Origin of the sequence: Mycobacterium sp. 94-17, assembly GCF_035617725.1 — a bacterium.
In the GTDB taxonomy this organism is placed as follows: Bacteria; Actinomycetota; Actinomycetes; order Mycobacteriales; family Mycobacteriaceae; genus Mycobacterium.
This window is the reverse complement of record NZ_JAPIYN010000039.1, coordinates 1-13912: the sequence shown is the minus strand read 5'-3', so window position 1 is coordinate 13912 and position 13912 is coordinate 1. Positions and strand designations below refer to the sequence as shown.

Annotated in this window: 12 protein-coding genes and 1 pseudogene; 5 read left to right on the top strand and 8 right to left on the bottom strand. The window is 67.8% G+C overall.

Annotated elements, in window-relative coordinates:
* Nucleotides 1–202, bottom strand: a pseudogene (locus OQ789_RS25470) (hypothetical protein); the annotation flags it as partial.
* 392 nt (nt 203–594) lie between these two features.
* On the opposite strand from OQ789_RS25470, the gene OQ789_RS25465 reads away from it, so the two are divergent.
* The 3 genes from OQ789_RS25465 to OQ789_RS25455 all read left to right on the top strand — a co-directional run bounded on the left by OQ789_RS25465 (nt 595) and on the right by OQ789_RS25455 (nt 1817).
* The gene (locus OQ789_RS25465) at nt 595–1080 is read left to right on the top strand and encodes an SRPBCC family protein (protein WP_324689156.1); all 486 of its coding nucleotides are present in this window, start codon (nt 595–597) and stop codon (nt 1078–1080) included.
* A 128-nt stretch (nt 1081–1208) separates the two neighbouring features.
* Nucleotides 1209–1436, top strand: a complete 228-nt coding sequence (locus OQ789_RS25460) for a deoxyribodipyrimidine photolyase (protein WP_324689154.1) — start codon at nt 1209–1211, stop codon at nt 1434–1436.
* A gap of 81 nt (nt 1437–1517) precedes the next feature.
* Nucleotides 1518–1817: a hypothetical protein gene (locus tag OQ789_RS25455; RefSeq protein ID WP_324689152.1), complete on the top strand. Its 300-nt coding sequence runs from the start codon at nt 1518–1520 to the stop codon at nt 1815–1817.
* Between the two features lie 6 nt (nt 1818–1823).
* Here the strand turns inward: OQ789_RS25455 and hisS are convergent, their stop codons facing one another.
* Both hisS and OQ789_RS25445 read right to left on the bottom strand, forming a co-directional pair.
* Nucleotides 1824–3092: a histidine--tRNA ligase gene (gene hisS / locus OQ789_RS25450; RefSeq protein WP_324689150.1), complete on the bottom strand. Its 1269-nt coding sequence runs from the start codon at nt 3090–3092 to the stop codon at nt 1824–1826.
* A 3-nt stretch (nt 3093–3095) separates the two neighbouring features.
* A complete protein-coding gene (locus OQ789_RS25445) occupies nt 3096–3752 on the bottom strand; it encodes an MBL fold metallo-hydrolase (RefSeq protein WP_324689149.1) in 657 nt (218 codons plus the stop codon).
* A gap of 118 nt (nt 3753–3870) precedes the next feature.
* On the opposite strand from OQ789_RS25445, the gene OQ789_RS25440 reads away from it, so the two are divergent.
* Complete coding sequence (locus tag OQ789_RS25440; RefSeq protein ID WP_324689147.1) at nt 3871–4776, top strand: peptidylprolyl isomerase; 906 nt, start codon at nt 3871–3873, stop codon at nt 4774–4776.
* Between the two features lie 76 nt (nt 4777–4852).
* Entirely contained in the window at nt 4853–6652 is a 1800-nt protein-coding gene (locus OQ789_RS25435) for a protein kinase domain-containing protein (protein ID WP_324689145.1), read from the top strand.
* Nucleotides 6653–6666: 14 nt separating this feature from the next.
* Here OQ789_RS25435 and OQ789_RS25430 read toward each other — a convergent pair whose 3' ends face one another.
* From OQ789_RS25430 to secD, 5 genes are all read right to left on the bottom strand, one after another.
* Nucleotides 6667–9045 (bottom strand): RelA/SpoT family protein, encoded by a 2379-nt coding sequence (locus OQ789_RS25430; protein ID WP_324689143.1) that lies wholly within the window; start codon nt 9043–9045, stop codon nt 6667–6669.
* Nucleotides 9046–9102: 57 nt separating this feature from the next.
* Entirely contained in the window at nt 9103–9645 is a 543-nt protein-coding gene (locus OQ789_RS25425) for an adenine phosphoribosyltransferase (RefSeq protein ID WP_324689142.1), read from the bottom strand.
* Nucleotides 9646–9652: 7 nt separating this feature from the next.
* Nucleotides 9653–11347: an ABC transporter substrate-binding protein gene (locus OQ789_RS25420; RefSeq protein ID WP_324689140.1), complete on the bottom strand. Its 1695-nt coding sequence runs from the start codon at nt 11345–11347 to the stop codon at nt 9653–9655.
* 4 nt (nt 11348–11351) lie between these two features.
* The gene (gene secF / locus OQ789_RS25415; protein ID WP_324689138.1) at nt 11352–12680 is read right to left on the bottom strand and encodes a protein translocase subunit SecF; all 1329 of its coding nucleotides are present in this window, start codon (nt 12678–12680) and stop codon (nt 11352–11354) included.
* A gap of 3 nt (nt 12681–12683) precedes the next feature.
* Nucleotides 12684–13912, bottom strand: a 1229-nt coding sequence (secD, locus tag OQ789_RS25410; RefSeq protein WP_324689136.1) for a protein translocase subunit SecD, incomplete at its 5' end; no start/stop codon positions are given.

Sequence of the window (13912 nt, the reverse complement as noted above, 5' to 3'; positions counted from 1 at the left end):
TCTCCGCACACCGCGACAACCGATAGGAAAACAACTCCCCAATCCCCCGCAACTGCTCAGCCGCCGCCCGATTCTCCAGTCGCGAGAACACACCGACGCGGTCCAACAACGCCGCCGACGCCGGCGTCGTCGAGGGGTGATGCCGCTCGATGAGCTCATCGAAGTAGGCGGCCACCTCGGCCCGGCGAGCATTATCGAACATATGTTCGAATATACACGGCCTCGCCGACATTGGTGGTGTCACCGACGGCGACCCGATCATCGTGACCGACGCCCACGGCGAGGTCCTCGCCGAACACACCCGACCCGCACCCGGCGTCAACTACGTCACCAAAGTCTTGATACACAAACCGTCACCAAAGTCCTGATACAGACTGAAACAGAACTGTCACCGATGTCCTGATACATCACAACGACACGTGTTGGCGCCATCCCTCAGGACATCGATGACACCCAAGCCCGGACGCCGCGGCCCCAAACCTGTCCGGCCACCCCGACAACACGGACGACGCGACCAACCCCGAAAACCCGAGACCACGGCTAGGCTGCCGGTCGTACCGCCCCAACGCCGGCAGCGAGGACAAGCGAGGACAAATGACCGACCGCATCGAGACTTCCCGCACCATCGCCGCACCGGCGGCGGCCATCTTCGCCGTGCTGTGTGACCCGCAGGGCCACGTCGCGATCGACGCGTCCGGAATGCTGCAGGCCGCCGACGGCGATCCGGTGCGCGGCGTCGGTGACACCTTCGTCGTGCACATGGACCGCGAATCGTTGAACGATTTCCCGGAATTGGGCAAATACGACGTCACCGTCGACATCAAGGAGTTCGAGCAGGATCGGCTGATTGCATGGACGGTTCTCGGCCAGATCCAGCCACCGATCGGCCATGTCTACGGCTATGCGCTCACCCCGGCCGAAGATGGTTCCGCCACCGTGGTCACGTCGTTCTACGACTGGTCGAACATCGACCCGAAGTGGCGGGAAGCCGCAATTTTCCCAATTCTGCCCGAGGGCGCCCTGCGGGCCACGCTGGGAATTCTCGACCGCACCGTGCGCCGTGGTTACCCGGCCGGATAAATTCGAGACCGCCACCGCCACACACGCTGTTGCGCAGTCGGTTTGGGCCGAACCGGATTATTCGAAGTCCCGTTTCATTTCATATTTGTCCGGGTATCATCGCGAGGTCCCTCACGAAAGGCGCTGTCATGTTGCACTCAGTGGTCTTGGCGAGTTCGGACCCCGTCGCGGCCGGCTTTATCCTCCGCGGCATCAAGGGGATTTTCGTCCTTATCGGCAGCATTATCGCGGCAATAGTCTGCGGAGTGATCGCGATGATGAAGGGCCGCAACCCGTTGGGATGGGGAATTCTCGGACTGTTTTTCTCGATCCTCACATTGATCGTCGTCATCATTATTCCCAGCAAGAAAAGCTGACGCCGACGTCGGAGCGCCCTCGGCATAGGAGATTTTCGGGTTTGCCTTGGTCAAACAGGGTGGACGCGGAATAATGTCGGCATGCGTTTGATCGGTGTCGTCGCGGCGACAGGCATGGCCGTCGCTGCGCTGCTCGGGATGTCGTCAGCTCACGCCGAGACCGGCGCCAAGGGTTACGCGAGTTGCATCGGGGGCGGCGCGAAGCCCCCGCCTCCGGGTGTGAGCGCGGGAGACTGGTTCCCCAGCGTCCATGTGATCGATGTTGACATCACTTCTGGCGTGCCCCCGGCCCAAGTGATCCAGCGATTGGTGGATATGGGGGTCGCCCCGGACGACGCCGCAACCCAGGTGCGGTGCTATCTGGCCACTTCGCCGCATTAACGCGAGTTAGCGGGACAGCCTCGAAATTGCGTCGGCGACAACGGAATCCAGCGCAACAGGAAGCTGCTCCCCCGTCGTCAGATCCTTGACCCCGACGGTGCCCGACTCGATGTCGCGGTCGCCCAGGACCAGCGCGAACCGGGCCCCCGAGCGGTCGGCTGCGCGCATCGCGCCCTTGAGTCCGCGGTCGCCGTACGCCATGTCGACGCGCACGCCGCGGCCGCGCAACTGTGCGGCCAGCACCGCCAGCCGCAACTTGGCCTGCTCGCTCAGCGGCACGCCGAACACCTCGCAACGCGCAGCCTCCCCGACGCTCTTGCCCTCGGCGCGCAGCGCCAGCAGCGTGCGGTCCACGCCGAGCCCAAACCCGATGCCCGACAAGTCTTGTCCGCCGAGCCGGTGCATCAGGCCGTCGTAGCGGCCGCCACCGCCGATGCCCGACTGGGCGCCCAGGCCGTCGTGCACGAACTCGAATGTGGTCTTGGTGTAGTAGTCCAGCCCGCGCACCATGCGGGGGTTGATGACGTAGGGCACTCCCATGGCATCCAGGTGGGCCAGCACGGTGTCGAAGTGCTGCTTGGCCGCATCGGACAGGTGATCGAGCAGCACCGGGGCGTCTGCCGTCATGGCGCGCACGTCCGGGCGCTTGTCGTCGAGGACGCGAAGCGGGTTGATTTCGGCACGTCGCCGGGTCTCCTCGTCGAATGAGAGACCAAACAGGAACTCCTGCAACAGTTCCCGGTACTGCGGGCGGCTGGTGTCGTCGCCCAGCGAGGTGATCTCCAGACGGAACCCGTCGAGCCCCAGCGAGCGGAAGCCGGCGTCGGCGATCGCGATCACCTCGGCATCCAGGGCCGGGTCGTCGACGCCGATGGCCTCCACCCCGACCTGCTGCAGCTGGCGATAGCGGCCGGCCTGCGGACGTTCATAGCGGAAAAACGGCCCCGCATAACAGAGTTTGACCGGCAGCGCGCCGCGGTCCAAGCCGTGTTCGATCACCGCGCGCACGACACCGGCGGTGCCCTCGGGCCGCAGGGTCACCGAGCGATCGCCACGGTCGGCGAACGTGTACATCTCTTTGGACACCACGTCGGTGGATTCGCCGACACCGCGGGCGAACAGCGCGGTGTCTTCGAAGATCGGCAGCTCGATATCGCCGTAGCCCGCCCGGCGGGCGGCCCCGAGCAGGCCGTCGCGTACCGCGACGAACTGCGCCGAGTCCGGCGGGACATAGTCCGGCACGCCTTTGGGCGCCGCGAAGGACGGCTCAGGCACGGCTCACAGGCCTTCGAGGAACGGGTTGAGGCGCCGCTCGGCGCCGATGGTGGTGGCGTTGCCGTGCCCCGGCAGCACCACGGTCTCGTCGTCGAGCACCAGCAGTTTGTCGACGATCGAGGTCAGCAGGTCGCGGCCGCTGCCGCCGTGCAGGTCGGTGCGGCCGACCGACCGCTCGAACAGCGTGTCGCCGGTGAACACCACATCCTTTTCCTCCGCGACCCTGAACACCACCGACCCGCGGGTGTGTCCGGGCGTGTGGTCAACGTTGACGCTGACGCTGCCCAGATCCAGCTTGTCGCCGTCGCGGTCCAGCTCGATGACCTGCTTGGGCTCCCGCCAGAACGCACCCGCCGCCAGCTGCGCCAGGCGCGGGCCCAGGCCGTAGATCGGGTCGGTGAGCATGAACCTGTCCTCGGGATGGATGTAGGTGGGGCACCCGTAGGTGTCGGACACCTTCTGCGCCGACCACATGTGATCGATGTGCCCGTGGGTCAGCAGCACCGCGGCCGGTGTCAGCCGGTGTTTGTCCAGGATCTTTCGCAGTGTGGCCATCGCCCGCTGCCCCGGATCCACGATCACGGCATCCGTTCCCGGCCGCTGCGCCAGCACATAGCAGTTGCACTGCAACATGCCGGCGGGGAATCCGGTGATCAACACGGTTCCCAGTTTCCCACGGGCCCCACTTGACACGAGTCGCGGCGCCCACATTAGCCTGAGCTCGCACCTCATCCGTTTGAAGGGCTCCGACTTCACCAAGCATGGAGGCATAGCGGCCGTGCCCACCAATGAACAGCGACGCGCCAACGCCAAACGCAAGCTCGAACGGCAACGGGAGCGGCGCGCGAAGCAAGCCAAGACACGCCGGATCGTGCTGATCGCGGCCGCCGCGATCGCGGCCGTCGCCGTGATCGCGGCGGTGGTGTTCACGGTCATCGAGACCAGGCACGACCACAAGAGCAACACCGCGTCGCCGACAACGACGAGCGCCGGCAGCTCGTCCCCGGAGACGACGGCACCCGGCGGACCGGCGCCGTCCGTCCCGCCGCTGCCGCCGTTCAAACCGTCGGCCAACGTGGGCGCCAACTGTCAGTACCCGGCGACATCGCAGGAAGCGGCGGCCAAGCAGGTCAAGGCGCCGACGCACACCGGCAAGATCCCGACCGATCCCGCTCAGGTGAGCGCCAGCATGGTGACCAACCAGGGCCACCTCGGCCTGATGCTCGCGAACAACGAATCACCTTGCACAGTCAACAGTTTCGCGAGCCTAATCGGCCAGAAATACTTCGACAACACCAAGTGTCACCGGCTGACCACCTCGCAGAACCTGGGCGTCCTGCAATGCGGCGACCCGAAGGGCGACGGTACCGGTGGGCCGGGCTACCAATTCGCCAACGAGTACCCGACCGATCAGTATCCGCCGAACGACCCCAAGGCGCAGGAGCCCGTGCTCTATCCGCGCGGCACGCTGGCCATGGCCAACGCGGGGCCCGGCACCAACGGCAGCCAATTCTTCATGGTGTACAAGGATTCTCAGCTGCCGCCGCAGTACACCGTGTTCGGCACCATCCAGGCCGACGGTCTGGCCACCCTGGACAAGATCGCCAAGGCCGGCGTCGCCGGCGGCGGTGAGGACGGGGCACCCGCCGACGAGGTGACCATCACCTCGCTGCTGCTCGACTGAATCCGCAGCGGCGCAACGCAGGCGGAGATTCGCAAGAATCACGCGGCGCCCGCGACCGACAGCATATTGTCGTTGGGTGGCGGGAGATTCGTTCGGGCAATACCAATTGCTGGAAGTCTTGGGGCGCGGCGGAATGGGGCAGGTGTACCGCGCTTTTGACACCACTGCCGATCGGGTTGTGGCGCTGAAGGTGCTGCCCGCAAACCTGGCCGAGGACCACGAGTTTCAGCAGCGGTTCCGCCGCGAGGCGCGCATTGCTGCACGGCTGAACGATCCGCATGTGGTGCCCATCCACAGTTACGGCGAGATCGACGGCAGGCTCTACGTCGAGATGCGGCTCATCGAGGGCCGCGATCTGGTCGGCTACATCGCCGAGAACGGCGGGCGGCTGAGCCCCGAGCGTGCGGTCGCGGTGGTCGAACAGGTTGCCGCGGCGCTCGATACGGCGCACGCGGCGGGATTGATCCACCGCGACATCAAGCCGAAGAACATCTTGGTCACCAGCGCACGCGATTTCGTCTACCTGATCGACTTCGGCATCGCCCGCAGCACCACCGACACCGCACTGACGCAGACCGGACACACCATGGGCACCGTCGCGTACATGGCGCCCGAACGATTCAGGGGCACAACGGATCACCGCGCCGACGTCTACTCACTGGCCTGCGTCCTGCAGGAGTGCCTGACCGGAAAGCGCCCCTTCCCGGGCGAGAGCCTCGAGGAACAACTCAACGCGCACTTGACCGTTCCGCCACCGAAACCGTCAGCCGTCGCGCCCGGCGTGCCCCCGGAGCTGGACGCGGTCATCGCGCGCGGCATGGCCAAGGATCTCGAACAGCGATACCAGTCGGCGATGGAACTCGCCGAGGCCGCCAGCGCCGCGCTGGCCGGCCGCAGCACCGGGCTGCCGGCACCGCCATCGCCGCCCGCACCGCAGTCGCCGCCGCCCGGTGCGTCACCGTCGGGAGCCGGCGCGTCACCGTCGGGAGCCGGCGCTCCCGCCCCGGACAGCAAACCGGATTCATGGCCGCAGCCCGTCCGCCCCACGCATTCACGGCGTTTGCTGATCGGCATCGTCGGCGCGTCGGCGCTGGCGCTGATCGCGGTGGCGGCGCTGGTGATCGCGCTGGTGACCAAGAGTGACGGTTCCGCCGACAGCGCGACATCGTCCACCCAGACCCGGCTCCGGGTTCCCGGCAGAACCGGATCGAACCCCGGCGGCCAGGCGTCCGCCTCGGTGCCGCCGCTGCCGGCATTCGTGCCGCCACCCGATCTGGGCGCCGACTGCCAGTACCGCTCGGTGCCCGACCCGGCCACCCGGCCGGTGAACCCGCCGCCGTCGGGCCGGGTGCCCACCACTCCCCCGAGCATCGGTGCCGTGATCTCCACCAACGTCGGTGACATCGCCATCCAGCTCGCAAACTCCGAATCCCCGTGTGCGGTGAACAGCTTCGTCAGTTTGGCCAAGCAGCAATTCTTCGACTCCACCCAGTGCGCCCGGCTGATCAGCTCCCAGGACGGCGGATCGCTGTTGTGCGGCGGCCCCGACGTGGACGGCTCGGGCGGTCCCGGTTACGAATTCGCCGACGAGTACCCCGTCAACCAATACAAGGCCGAGGACCCCGCGCTGCGCGCGACGGTGGTGTACCCGCGCGGCACCATCGTGATGGCCACCGAGGGACCCAACACCAACGGCAGCCAATTCGCCCTGATCTTCCGGGATTCCGAGATGGAACCACAGAGCACCGTCCTGGGCACCATCGACCAGGCCGGGCTGGAGACCCTGGACAAGATCGCGCGGGCCGGCATCGCCGGCAACCGTCAAAGCGGTGCGCCCACCAACCCGGTGACCATCACCTCGGTGCGCCTGAGCTAGGGCCCCAACCCTTCTCAGGCCGCGGACGTCACACGATAAACGTCGTAGACGCCTTCGACGTTGCGCACGACGTTGAGCAGATGACCCAGATGCTTGGGGTCGCCCATCTCGAAAGTGAAGCGGCTGATGGCAACTCGGTCACCCGAGGTGGTGACCGACGCCGAGAGGATGTTGACCTTCTCGTCGGCCAGCACCCGCGTGACGTCCGACAGCAGCCGGTGCCGGTCGAGGGCCTCGACCTGGATAGCCACCAGAAACACCGACGACGGAGACGGCGCCCACTTCACGTCGATGATGCGCTCGGACTGCTGTTGCAGCGAGGCGGCATTGGTGCAGTCGGTGCGGTGCACGCTCACCCCGCCCCCGCGGGTGACGAACCCCATGATCTGGTCGCCGGGCACCGGGGTGCAGCACTTGGCCAGCTTGGTCAGCACGCCCGGAGCGCCGGGCACCGAGACGCCGACGTCGTCGCTGCTGCGCGGGCGGCGCAACATCGTTGTGGGCGTGGATCTTTCGGCGAGTTCTTCTTCGGCCTGGTCGATGCCGCCGAGTTCGGCCAGCAGTCGCTGCACGACATGACGGGCCGACACGTGCCCCTCACCGATCGCGGTGTAGAGCGCGGACACGTCGGTGTAGTGCAACTCGCGGGCCACCGCCGCCAGCGTTTCGCCGTTCACCAAGCGCTGCAACGGAAGCCCGCCGCGGCGCACCTCGCGCGCCATGGCGTCCTTGCCGGATTCGAGCGCCTCCTCGCGGCGCTCCTTGGCGAACCACTGCCGGATCTTGGCCTTCGCGCGCGGTGAGACCACGAACTGCTGCCAGTCCCGCGACGGCCCTGCGTTGGCCGCCTTGGAGGTGAAAACCTCTACGACCTCCCCGTTTTCCAGCTTGCGTTCCAGCGCCACCAGCCGCCCGTTGACGCGGGCGCCGATGCAGCGGTGCCCGACCTCGGTGTGCACCGCGTATGCGAAGTCCACCGGCGTGGAGCCATTGGGCAGGGTGATCACGTCACCCTTGGGGGTGAACACGAAAATCTCTTGCACCGCCAGGTCGTAGCGCAGGGACTCCAGGAACTCGCCCGGGTCGGCGGCCTCCCGCTGCCAGTCGAGCAACTGGCGCATCCAGGCCATGTCGTCGATCTCGGCCGCGGCGTGCGGATGCGGAACACCGTTGCGGCCCTTGGCTTCCTTATAGCGCCAGTGCGCGGCGATGCCGTATTCGGCGGTGCGGTGCATGTCGCGGGTGCGGATCTGCACCTCCAGCGGCTTGCCTTCGGACCCAACGACTGTGGTGTGCAGCGACTGGTAGACCCCGTAGCGGGGCTGGGCGATGTAGTCCTTGAATCGCCCCGCCATCGGCTGCCACAGCGAGTGCACCACGCCGACGGCGGCATAGCAGTCCCGGATCTCGTCGCACAGGATGCGGATGCCGACCAGGTCGTGGATGTCGTCGAAGTCGCGGCCCTTGACGATCATTTTCTGGTAGATCGACCAGTAGTGCTTGGGACGGCCCTCCACCGTCGCCTTGATCTTCGACGCGCCCAGCGTGTTGACGATCTCGGCACGGACCTTGGCCAGATAGGTGTCCCGCGACGGCGCACGCCCGGCGACCAGCCGGACGATCTCCTCGTACTTCTTGGGATGCAGGATGGCGAACGACAGGTCTTCGAGCTCCCACTTGACGCTGGCCATCCCCAGCCGATGCGCAAGGGGCGCAATGACTTCCAGCGTCTCGCGGGCCTTGCGCGCCTGCTTCTCCGGCGGCAGGAACCGCATGGTGCGCATGTTGTGCAGCCGGTCGGCGACCTTGATCACCAGCACGCGGGGATCGCGCGCCATCGCGGTGATCATCTTGCGGATGGTCTCGCCCTCCGCGGCGCTGCCCAGCACCACCCGGTCCAGTTTGGTGACGCCGTCGACGAGGTGGCCCACCTCCTCGCCGAACTCCTCGGACAGTGCATCCAGGGTGTACCCGGTGTCCTCGACGGTGTCATGCAACAGCGCGGCCACCAAAGTGGTGGTGTCCATGCCCAATTCGGCCAGGATGGTGGCCACGGCCAGCGGGTGGGTGATGTAGGGATCACCGGAATGGCGCAACTGGCTGGCGTGCCGCTGGTCGGCGACCTCGAAGGCGCGCTGCAGCAACGACACGTCTGCCTTCGGGTAGATCTCCCGGTGCACCGCAACCAGCGGTTCCAGCACCGGGTTGAGCGCGCTGCGCTGGGCGGTCATCCGGCGGGCCAGCCTGGCCCGCACCCGCCGCGACGCGCTGCTAGAGGTTTTCAGGGATTCGGCCGGTGGCTCCGGAGCCTCCATCGGCTGCGTGATGGCCGGTGACTCTGAGACTTCAGTGGGCACGTCAAGGGCTTGCGCCGCGCTGTTTTCCTCCGCCACGTTGGTCACCTCCGAAATCGAGGATATCCCCTATCGCACCGATGGCCCGGTTCAGCGCTACTCACGGGCCAGGCTGTGTACTGCCAACGGCGCGACCGCTTCCCGGCCGCGCAGCGCGGCGAGTTCGAACACCACCGCCGCCGCCATCACGTTGGCCCCGGTACGTTCGAGCAGCCGGGCCGCCGCGGCCAGGGTGCCGCCGGTGGCCAGCACATCGTCGATGATCATGACGTCGCGCCCGCTCAGGTCGATGCCCGCGGCGGGGATTTCCAGCGTCGCACTGCCGTATTCCAGGTCGTAGCGCTCGGTGTGGACCGGGGGCGGCAGCTTGCCGCCCTTGCGAATCGCCAGCACGCCGGTCTGTAACCGGTCGGCGACCGCCGCCGCCACCAGGAACCCGCGCGAATCGATGCCGGCCACCAGGTCCGCGCCCTTCGACAGGTCGGCCAGCGCGCCGGTGATCGCCCGCATCGCCACGGCGTCGGCGAACAACGGGGTCAGGTCCTTGAACTGCACCCCGGGCTTGGGGAAATCGGCCACCCGGCGCGTCAGCGACGCGATCAGCTCGGCCACCGGCGCCGGCCCGCCGGCGCCGGTCATCGGTGTCTCACTGGATGAGGGCCCATCGGTCCATGTTCCAGCCCGCGCCCCACCGGGTCGGGTTCTTGCTCACCGCGTACATCTTCTTGGAGGTCAGCAGCGTGCGCTGCTGCCGGTACAGCGGCAGGGTGGGCATGTCGCCCCACAGTACCGGCGCGGTGTCGGCCAGCAGCCGGACGCGTTCGGCGGCGTCGGCCGAGACGGCCAGCGCGCTGATCGCGTTGTCGACCTGCGGATTCGAGTATCCGGACAGGTTGTTGCCGTTGCCGGTGTGCAGAGCGTAGGCGTCGAGGGCCGAGGAGCCCGTCGACCCGCTGCCGGTCGCCCCGCCAGTGCTGGCCAGCAGCGCGTCGATCTTGCCGTCCCGCAGCGCCCGCGGGCCCGAGCCGTCCACGATGACGCCGGTGACGGTGACGCCGGCCGCGGCGCACGCCTTCGTGATGACGCCGACGTTCACCGCGAGCCGCGCGTTCGGCCCCTGATACCCGATCCGCACCGTCAGCGGCGCCCCGCCCAGCGCGGTCCGCGCGGCGACCGGATCGGACTTGCTGAACGGGTCGGCCTCAGCGGCCCCGTCGCCGGCCGATACGGCGTCGACGGTGGCCGGGTCCAGGCGTGAGTTGGCGATCGGCGTCCCCGCGTCCTTGGCCAGCGAGTCGCGCGGCGTGCACAGCGCGACCGCGCGCCGGGCCTTGGGCGCCGCCAGCGGCCCCCGGGGGGCGAAGATCAGCTGCTCGACGCCGTCCGACGGCCCATCGGAGCGCTCGTAGTTGTCCGGGGTGGTCAGCGCCCCCGACGAGCCCGCGGCGACGTCCACCACGTCGACGTTGCGGCCGTTGACCCGATCCTGGATGTCGGGCCCCTGCGACCACACGGTGACCCGCTTGGTGATGGCCTTGGGCCCCCACCACCGGTCGTTGGCGACGAGCACCACCGCGCCGCCCGTCAGGACGGATTCGATCTTGTACGGCCCCGACGACGGGAACCGTTTGAGGTCGACCCCGGGTTTGAGGTCCCAGATGGTGTTCCACAGCTTCGCGATCTGCTGCACCAGAGGTCCGTTGTTGCTGAGCAGGGCCGCGGTGACATCGACGTTGAGCTGGTCGGCGATGACGTGCGACGGCATCAGCGTTGTCGCGGTGAACAGCTGGTTGTAGTCGACGACGCCGCGGTCCGGGATGAAGGACACCCGCGCCTTTTTTTGCCCGGGCATGCATTCGACGTTGGCGATGTCGATGTAGCCGGCCTGGGTGGCGGCCTGGAATTCGGGATACCTGCCGGACTGGGCCGCCCAGGCCAGCACGATGTCGTCGCAGGTCACCGGCTTGCCATCGGAGTAGACCGCGTTGTCGGCGATCTGGTAGTCCAGCACCAGCGGCGTGCCGCCGACCACCGACACCGTGCCGAAGTCGCGGTCGGCGACGATTTGTCCGTCGGGCCCGTGATAGCTGAAGCCGGTGAGCGTGCGGGCGAAGGCCTGCGCCCCGGCCGACGCGGTGCCGACGACGGTATTGGTGTTGTAGGTGGACAGCGGGCCGTCGACCACGTAGTCGATCTGGGAGGCGGCGCTGCCCGCGCAGGCGGTCACCGTGAAACCCGCCGCCAGCACCAGCGTCAGCCCGGCGCCGACCCAGCCCGCCCACGTCCGGGGGCGGACGAGCGCGCCACGACCGGCCCCAGTTCCCCGGTAGCTGGTGGCCATGGGCCTACCGCCGGCCGACGTTCCGCTTGCCGGTGGGACGCCGGGTCCCGGTCGGCCGCACGGGCCGCGCGCCCGGCGCCGGCTTGCTCGGCGCGGGCTTGGCCTGCTCGGCGGCGGCCGTCGCTTCGTCCGCCTCCGCGGCGGACTCAGCCACGTCATCGCCGGCGGCGGCCTCGGTCGCCGCGGGCGCGTCGGGCCTGCGCCGCCGCATCACGCGTCGGGTGTGGGTGCGCACCAGCTCGGTGCGTTCGCGCAGCGTGACCAGCAGCGGCGTGGCGAAGAAGATCGACGAGTAGGTGCCGACCAGGATGCCGACCAGCTGCACCAGCGCCAGGTCCTTCAGCGTGCCGACGCCCAGCAGCCACACCGCCACCACCATCAGCGCCAGCACCGGCAGCACGCTGATCAGGCTGGTGTTGATGGAGCGCATGAAGGTCTGGTTGATGGCCAGGTTGGCTTCCTCGGCGAAGGTGCGCCGGTTCGTGTGCTGGAAGTCTTTGGTGTTCTCCTCGACCTTGTCGAACACGATGACGGTGTCGTAGAGGGAGAACCCGAGAATCGTCAGCAGGCCGATGACGGTGGCCGGCGTGACCTCGAAGCCCACCAGCGAATACACGCCCGCGGTCACGGTCAGGTCGAAGATCATGGTCGTCAGCGCGGCGACGGCCATGTACCGCTCGTAACGGATCATGATGTAGACGCCGACCAGCACCAGGAAGACGGCGAGCGCGATCAGCGCCTTGGCGGTGATCTGGCCGCCCCAGGTCTCGGAGACCGCCGCGTCGCTGATGGCCTGCTTGCTCGGCTTGCCGTCGGGCCCCTTGGGTCCAAAGGCGTCGAACAGGGCGTTGCGCAGCTTGGTGGTCTGGTCGTTGGTCAGCGTCTCCGAACGGATCTGCACGGTCGCGCCCGCCCCGTTGCCGACGACGACCACCGACTCGGGATCCTGGCCGAGGGCCTTGCGGAACACCTCCGACACCTGCGAGGTCTGCACGGTGCCGGAGGTCCCGGCGGCCGGCATCGATACCGTCGTGCCGCCGTTGAAGTCGATGCCGAAGGTGAAGCCCCGCAACAGAATCGACAGGATGGCGACGGCGACGATCGCGCCGCTGATGCCGAACCACACGCGGCGCCGTCCGACCACCTCGAAGGCGCCGGTGCCGGTGTAGAGGCGCGACAGGAAGTTATGGTGCGGCAGCACGGCGGCGCCGCTGCCGGTCAATTCCGTTGCGCCCTCGGAGGCTTCGGTGATCTCGGTGGCGGCTTTGTCGTCCTTGGCGGCTTTGTCGTCCTTGGCGGCTTTGGAGGATTTGGAGGATTTGGAGGAAGTCATGCGCTATCCCCGTCCCGTCTTGACCTGCGCCGAAGCCCGCCTCTCGCGGGCGACCTGCTGAACGGCACCCAAACCGTTGTAGGCGGGTTTTGCCAGCGTCGGGGACTTGGACGCCAGGTACACCAGCGGCCAGGTCACCAGGAACACCACCACGATGTCCAGGACGGTGGTCAGGCCCAGCGTGAAGGCGAATCCCCGCACCTGACCGATGGCCAGGGCATAGAGCACCGCGGCGGCCAGGAACGTGACAGCGTTGCCCGACACGATCGTCTTGCGAGCCCGCACCCAGCCTCGCGGCACCGCCGACCGGAACGAGCGGCCTTCGCGGATCTCGTCTTTGATGCGCTCGAAGAAGACGACGAAGGAGTCGGCGGTGGTGCCGATGCCGATGATCAGACCCGCGATACCCGCCAGGTCCAGGGTGTAGTTGATCTGTCGGCCCAGGATCACCAGGATCGCGAAGACCATGGCCCCGGACGCGCCCAGCGACACCGCCGTGAGCAGTCCCAGCACCCGGTAGTAGAGCAGCGAATACAGCAGCACCAGGATCAAACCGATCGCGCCCGCGATCAGCCCCGCCCGCAGCGACGTCAATCCCAGTGTCGCGGAGACGGTTTCGGCCTCCGACGCCTCGAAGGACAGCGGCAGCGAGCCGTATTTGAGAACGTTGGCCAGCTGCTTGGCGGTGGCCGCGGTGAACGGCGGATCGCCGCCGCTGATCTGGGTCCGGCCGCCGGGGATGGCTTCCTGGATCATCGGCGCGCTGACGACCTGCGAGTCCAGGGTGAACGCGGTCTGGGTACCGATGTGGGCGGCGGTGAAGTCGGCCCAGGTGTTGGCCGCGGCGGACTTGAACTGGAGGTCGACGACGTAGCCGATGCCGCGCTGGTTCTGGCTCGCGGTGGCGTCCTGGATCTGGTCACCGCTGATGATCGACGGGCCCAGCAGATAGGCGACCTTGTGGTCGGTCGAGCAGGTGATCAGTGGCTGGGCGGGGTCGTCGTTGCCGGCGAGGATGTCGTCTTTGTCGCAGCGGGTCGCCTGGAATTGCAGCGCGAGGAACTGAATGCCCTGCCGGGTGCTCTGGCGCCACTTCTTCTCGTCGGCGATGCGGTCGGCGAGGTCCTTGCGCGGATCCGGCGGGGCGGGCTGCTCGGCGGGCGGCGCGCCGGGTGCGGGTGCGGGGGCGCCGGGTGCGGGGGCCCCGGGTGCGGGGGCCGACGCGGGGCTCG

Bases quoted from the DNA above. Each gene is read 5' to 3' on its own strand.
- OQ789_RS25465 (WP_324689156.1), top strand. From the start codon at position 595: ATGACCGACCGCATCGAGACTTCCCGCACCATCGCCGCACCGGCGGCG.
- OQ789_RS25460 (WP_324689154.1), top strand. From the start codon at position 1,209: ATGTTGCACTCAGTGGTCTTGGCGAGTTCGGACCCCGTCGCGGCCGGC.
- OQ789_RS25455 (WP_324689152.1), top strand. From the start codon at position 1,518: ATGCGTTTGATCGGTGTCGTCGCGGCGACAGGCATGGCCGTCGCTGCG.
- OQ789_RS25425 (WP_324689142.1), bottom strand. From the start codon at position 9,645: ATGACCGGCGCCGGCGGGCCGGCGCCGGTGGCCGAGCTGATCGCGTCG.
- OQ789_RS25420 (WP_324689140.1), bottom strand. From the start codon at position 11,347: ATGGCCACCAGCTACCGGGGAACTGGGGCCGGTCGTGGCGCGCTCGTC.
- secF (WP_324689138.1), bottom strand. From the start codon at position 12,680: ATGACTTCCTCCAAATCCTCCAAATCCTCCAAAGCCGCCAAGGACGAC.